General features: G+C 44.8%; 3 protein-coding genes and 1 pseudogene. 3 read left to right on the forward strand and 1 reads right to left on the reverse strand.

What is annotated here, in order from left to right; all coding sequences use genetic code 11:
• The first annotated feature begins 281 nt into the window (after positions 1–281).
• Entirely contained in the window at positions 282–569 is a 288-nt protein-coding gene (locus L0J61_RS08080; RefSeq protein ID WP_301465936.1) for a hypothetical protein, read from the forward strand.
• A gap of 244 nt (positions 570–813) precedes the next feature.
• On the opposite strand, the pseudogene L0J61_RS08085 reads toward L0J61_RS08080, so the two are convergent.
• Positions 814–1,350: pseudogene (locus L0J61_RS08085) on the reverse strand (gamma carbonic anhydrase family protein).
• Between the two features lie 546 nt (positions 1,351–1,896).
• Here L0J61_RS08085 and carA point away from each other — a divergent pair.
• Both carA and carB read left to right on the forward strand, forming a co-directional pair.
• Positions 1,897–3,129, forward strand: coding sequence for a glutamine-hydrolyzing carbamoyl-phosphate synthase small subunit (carA, locus tag L0J61_RS08090; protein WP_301465938.1), 1,233 nt, complete (start codon positions 1,897–1,899; stop codon positions 3,127–3,129).
• A gap of 151 nt (positions 3,130–3,280) precedes the next feature.
• Positions 3,281–6,544, forward strand: a complete 3,264-nt coding sequence (carB, locus tag L0J61_RS08095; RefSeq protein ID WP_301465940.1) for a carbamoyl-phosphate synthase large subunit — start codon at positions 3,281–3,283, stop codon at positions 6,542–6,544.
• The last annotated feature ends 26 nt before the right edge of the window (positions 6,545–6,570 follow it).

Raw genomic sequence — 6,570 nt, forward strand, 5'->3', positions numbered from 1 at the left:
GTTCATAATACTGCTACTTGCCAGACCAAATTATGGTAAATTTTTTACTCAGCTTAGTACATATGACACCCAACGATCATAAATGAGCTGCCCAGAGAAACCTATGAAAGCAGATCCTAACAACGTCGACTTATTTTACGAAAGCGCGGCTCAAGAAATCACAACGCCCTGCTCGCTCAATTAAAAAGATCAGGCAACGTCAATTAGGAGAGGCTTATCAGTCACCTTTCGAACGCATCGTTTATGCATTCTTGACTGGCTTGCTTTATGGGTTTGCTGGCTTGCTTATCGATATCAGCATCGTTGTCATTCGTTCAATAGCTGGTTTTGGTAATGGGGATATTTTTTGGCTCTTCACTCCGTTTCTACTGACACTCGGCATGTTAATCGGATTAATCGTTGGCAAGCACACAGGCGCTGAAAGTGTCAACGCATTGTATGTCGATGAAACAAACAAACGCAATGCTTACTTAGATAACTACTCTGTACATCATGATTTTTTTCGCGAGCTGATTATTGGTATCGTTATGTTTGCGCTAATTTGGTTGGTCATGATGCTGATGTGGTAGTCTCTCATTTCTGAGTCTGAGTCTAAATCACATACGATATCCAATACTCTCAAACGATGACAGCACAAACACTTAAAAATGAGTACAAATAATCAAACACAAATGAATGTAAGTAACGCTATCTCTTCGTTAGCTAGATAATAAAAGAGAAACAATTTATAAAAATAAGGATGGCGTACTACACCACCATCCTCTTGCCTTTTTAGCAGCTTATCTTTGAGATTTTAACCCAATACTCTAGCCATTAACTAGGCATGGCTACTTCTTTTAGACCCGCTCGGAACTTCTGACAACGCTCTGCATAATGCACAGCAGATAGTTTCAGCATCGCGGTTTGTTCATCGGTCAATGTTTTCACCACTTTTGCAGGTGAGCCCACTACTAGAGAATTATCAGGAATCTCTTTACCTTCCGTCACCAATGCTTTAGCACCAATAATACAGTTTTTACCAATTTTGGCATTATTCAACACCACCGCGCCGATACCAATCAGGCTATTATCGCCAATTTCACAGCCATGTTAGATCGCCAAATGACCAATGGTTACATAATTTCCTATTTTGAGCTCAATCCCTGCATCTGTGTGAATGACGCTGTTTTCTTGCACATTACTATAGTCGCCGATATGAATGCGCTCGTTATCACCACGAATCACCGCACCGAACCAGACACTGGCTTGGTGACCTAAATATACATCACCCATCACTTGCGCTGAATCAGCAACCCAGCCTTTAAATGGGCTAGCAAACTCAGGGGTCTTATCTAAATACTGGTAAATCATAACGGCTCCTTGTTATAAAACTCTTAGCTATCTACCTATGGCTATCTTCATGGTAATTGTAAATATTATCTGCAAAATAATAACTGTAAAAATCGCGTGCTTTAAAAGTTGGCTAAGTTTTACGTTACTCCATATTTTACGTGATTCTACATTGTGGCAAAGTCGCCTATGGAAATCCAGCGCTATTATTATCAGATGCTCATGGGCTCTTTATTCATAGGCCGATTCACCAAAAAAATAGGGGAAATACAGCCAAAACTGGCATGCTTATTCTGAGAATCTGCTAGCTATCTTTTTGTAAATTGGATATAATGCGCAAAATCTGTGCCTAAGCGAGTGGACATGATGCAAGTTACCTATTCACTATCTAGTGAGTTTTGTAGTTTTCATCAATAAAGTCTTCTCGCTTTTTTGTGGAAAATTTTTGTGTATTTCTCTTTTCCTGTCACACTTATTAGTGGTTAAATAAGACGGTTCAAGAGATACTGAGCATAGTTTATACCAACAAAACATGATGGCACTCACAAATAATAGCGGAGGCAACCCTTGAATTCATCGGCAGAAACACAAGCAATTTTGGCACTAGCAGACGGTACAATCTTTCGCGGTGTCAGTATCGGCAGCCTAGGTCATCGTGTTGGTGAGGTGGTATTTAATACAGCCATGACAGGGTACCAAGAGATCCTAACCGACCCAAGTTACGCCCGTCAGTTGGTCACCCTGACCTACCCGCATATCGGCAATACTGGCACCAACGCTGAGGACACCGAATCTGGTAATGGTCATCAAGTTTGGGCAGACGGCCTGATCATTCGTGATGCGACCATGGCGACTTCAAACTTCCGTAATTCAGAATCACTGAGCGACTATTTACAGAGTCATGACACCGTTGCCATCGCTGAAATCGACACCCGTCAGTTGACTCGACTATTACGTGATAAAGGCGCACAAAACGGTTGTATCATGACTGCCTCTAATGGCGAAACCATCAGTGCTGACGACGAGAAAAAAGCAGTCGAGTTGGCACAAGGTTTTGCCGGCTTAAAAGGTATGGATTTGGCAAAAGGATGCTGCACTAAAGAAAGCTTTGAATGGACAGCAGGTACGTGGGATTTATCAGACACACTATTAAATCGCGATTTAGCAGGTAGCCACGACAGTGGGACTGGTGGCTTCTTTAAGCAGCTTGGTAGCCACATCGACAAGAAATTCGATGTCGTCGCTTATGATTTCGGTAGCAAAACCAACATTCTGCGTATGCTGGTCGATCGTGGCTGTCACGTCACCGTGGTACCCGCACAAACCCCTATCGCCGATGTACTCGCGATGAATCCAGACGGCATCTTCTTATCAAATGGTCCTGGTGATCCTGCAGCCTGTGATTACGCTATCGATGCAGTGCGTCATATCCTTGAGGAAACGGACATTCCAACCTTTGGTATTTGCTTGGGTCATCAGCTGATCGGGCTTGCTAGCGGTGCAAGCACTATCAAAATGAAAACGGGTCATCATGGCGCCAACCATCCAGTACAGGATTTAGCTGCTGGCACAGTGATGATCACCAGTCAAAACCATGGTTTCGCCGTTAATGAAGACACCTTACCTGACAACGTCAAATCTACTCATCGCTCACTGTTTGATGGCACTAATCAAGGAATTGAGCTGACCAACAAGCCGGTATTTAGCTTCCAAGGTCACCCAGAAGCCAGCCCTGGCCCACATGATGCTGCACCATTGTTTGATAGGTTTGCAGAGATGATGGCAACTGCCAAAGCATAGCTTTCTGGTAGCAGATACCCAGTACAACGCTTGTTTCATTAATTCATGAATTAATTAGTCAATGAAACAAGCGTCGCCACACACAACATTGTTAGCTTTATTGCACTGTAAATTTTAATAAAATATAACCCAAACGAAGGTAGCCCTAACTATGCCAAAACGTACCGACATAAAAAGCATTCTTATCATTGGCGCAGGCCCTATCGTCATCGGTCAAGCCTGTGAGTTTGACTACTCAGGCGCGCAGGCGTGTAAAGCGCTTAGCGAAGAAGGTTATCGCGTCATCTTGGTCAACTCAAACCCAGCGACCATCATGACTGACCCCGTCATGGCAGATGCGACCTATATCGAGCCAATCACTTGGCAAACCGTTGAAAAGATCATTGCCCAAGAACGTCCTGACGCTATTTTACCTACTATGGGTGGTCAAACAGCACTGAACTGTGCGTTAGATTTGGACAAGCATGGTGTGTTGACCAAATATGACTGCGAGCTGATTGGGGCAACCAAAGACGCCATCGAAATGGCAGAAGACCGCGAGCTGTTTGACCAAGCGATGAAGCGTATCGGTCTTGAATGCCCACGTGCTGAAACAGCCGAAACCATGGAAGAAGCCTTTGCCACTCAAGAGAAAATGGGCTATCCATGTATCATTCGCCCGTCATTTACCATGGGTGGATCAGGTGGTGGTATCGCCTACAACCGTGATGAATTTGTCGAAATTTGTGAGCGTGGCTTTGATTTGTCACCGAATCACCAGTTACTTATCGATGAATCACTAATCGGCTGGAAAGAGTACGAGATGGAGGTGGTTCGTGACAAAAACGACAACTGCATCATCATCTGTGCCATCGAAAACTTTGACCCAATGGGTGTCCACACTGGCGACTCTATCACAGTTGCACCAGCACAAACTTTGACAGACAAAGAATACCAAATCATGCGTAATGCCTCTTTGGCAGTATTGCGTGAAATTGGTGTAGAAACAGGCGGCTCAAACGTCCAGTTCGGTATCAATCCTGATACCGGTCGTATGGTCGTCATCGAAATGAACCCACGTGTATCACGCTCATCAGCACTGGCTTCAAAAGCAACTGGCTTCCCAATCGCTAAAATTGCTGCCAAACTGGCAGTGGGCTACACACTAGATGAGTTGCAAAACGACATCACTGGTGGCAAGACCCCCGCAAGCTTCGAACCAGCACTCGACTATGTGGTCACTAAAATTCCTCGTTTTAACTTCGAAAAGTTCCCACAAGCAGAAAGCATCTTATCGACGCAGATGAAGTCTGTTGGTGAAGTAATGGCGATTGGCCGTAACTTCCAAGAATCCATGCAAAAAGCACTGCGTGGTATGGAAACAGGATCTGACGGTTTTGATGAACAAATCGACCTGGCAAAAGTCGGCAAATACAAAGCCCGTAGCGAAATCATTAACCGCTTAACCGTTCCTACACCTGAGCGCATCTACTACGTGGCTGATGCTTTCCGTGTGGGTATGAGCATTGATGAAGTCTTCAACTTCACCAAAATCGACCCATGGTTCTTGGTACAAATCGAAGACATCGTCAAAACCGAAGCTCAAGTGAAAGCATTAGGCTTTGGCGGTTTGACAGCACAAAACCTGCGCAGCTTTAAACGCAAAGGTTTATCAGATTTACGCTTGGCCAAACTGCTTGGCATCTCACAAAAGCAACTACGCAAAAAACGTTGGGACTTAAAGGTCAACCCAGTCTATAAGCGCGTTGACACTTGTGCTGCTGAGTTTGCTACTAGCACGGCTTATATGTATTCAACCTATGATAACGAGTGCGAAGCCAACCCAACTGACAAGAAAAAAATCATGGTCATCGGTGGCGGTCCTAACCGTATCGGTCAGGGTATTGAGTTTGACTATTGCTGTGTTCACGCGGCGCTTGCCATGCGTGAAGACGGTTACGAAACCATCATGGTGAATTGCAACCCTGAAACCGTGTCCACTGACTACGATACCTCTGATCGTCTGTATTTTGAGCCAATCACTTTAGAGGACGTACTTGAGATTGTTCGTATTGAAAACCCTGATGGTGTGATTGTTCAATTCGGTGGTCAAACACCATTAAAACTGGCACGTGCTTTAGAGGCTTCTGGTGTAAAAATCATCGGTACCAGCCCTGATGCCATCGATCGTGCAGAAGATCGCGAACGCTTCCAGCACATGATTCAACAGCTTGATTTAACTCAGCCATCAAATGCACTAGCAACCAGCTTAGAAGATGGCTTGATAAAAGCCAAAGACGTTGGTTATCCATTGGTCGTACGCCCATCTTATGTCTTAGGTGGTCGCGCCATGGAAATCGTCTATAACGAAGATGAGCTGAAACACTACTTGCGCACCGCGGTTCAAGCCTCAAACGAAGCACCAGTATTGCTTGATCGCTTCCTAGATGATGCCATCGAAGTCGATGTCGACTGTGTCTGTGACGGTACAGACGTGGTGATTGGCGGTATCATGCAGCATATCGAACAAGCAGGCGTTCACTCTGGCGACTCTGCTTGCTCATTGCCACCTTACTCGCTATCTGATGAGCTATGTGATGTAATGCGCGCGCAAACTATCGCCATGGCAAAAGAGCTTGGCGTGATCGGCCTTATGAACGTACAGTTTGCCGTAAAAGGTGAGACTGTTTATATCCTTGAAGTCAATCCACGTGCTGCTCGTACCGTACCGTTTGTCTCTAAGTGCATCGGCACTTCATTGGCGCAGGTAGCAGCACGCTGTATGTCAGGCATGTTATTAAAAGATCAAGGATTTACCACTGAGATTGCACCAGCATTTTATGCAGTCAAAGAAGCGGTCTTCCCATTTGCCAAATTCCCTGGCGTCGATCCAATCTTAAGCCCTGAGATGAAGTCTACTGGTGAAGTAATGGGTGTTGGCAAAACCTTTGGCGAAGCTTTCTATAAAGCCATTATTGGTAGTAATGAACGTCTGCCAGGACTACCAACAGAAGGTGAAACCAAGACTGCCTTTATCTCAGTACGTGAAAGCGATAAAGCCCACATCGCCCCTATTGCCCGTCAGCTTGCAGACTTTGGTTATAACATCGTCTCAACCACTGGCACGCAAAAGGTACTAAGCGAAGCGGGTATCGACTGTCAGCGTATCAATAAAGTCACTGAAGGTCGCCCACACATCGTTGATGCCTTGAAAAATGACAAAATAGACCTTATTATTAATACAACCGAAGGCAAGCAGGCGCAAGAAGACTCGTTCTCTATTCGCCGTAGTGCGCTGCAAGGCAAGGTCTTTTATGTCACGACTTTAGGTGCAGCAGATGCTGTCTGTAAGTCTTATGCAATCGACTTGCCTTTTGAGGTGTATAAGCTACAAGATTTGCACGAACAAGCAAAGGTAGTTGACGCGGCTAAATAATTTAAGTAAATTACAAGTTAGTAATG

It is taken from the genome of Psychrobacter sp., from assembly GCF_030457785.1.
Taxonomy (GTDB): Bacteria; Pseudomonadota; Gammaproteobacteria; order Pseudomonadales; family Moraxellaceae; genus Psychrobacter.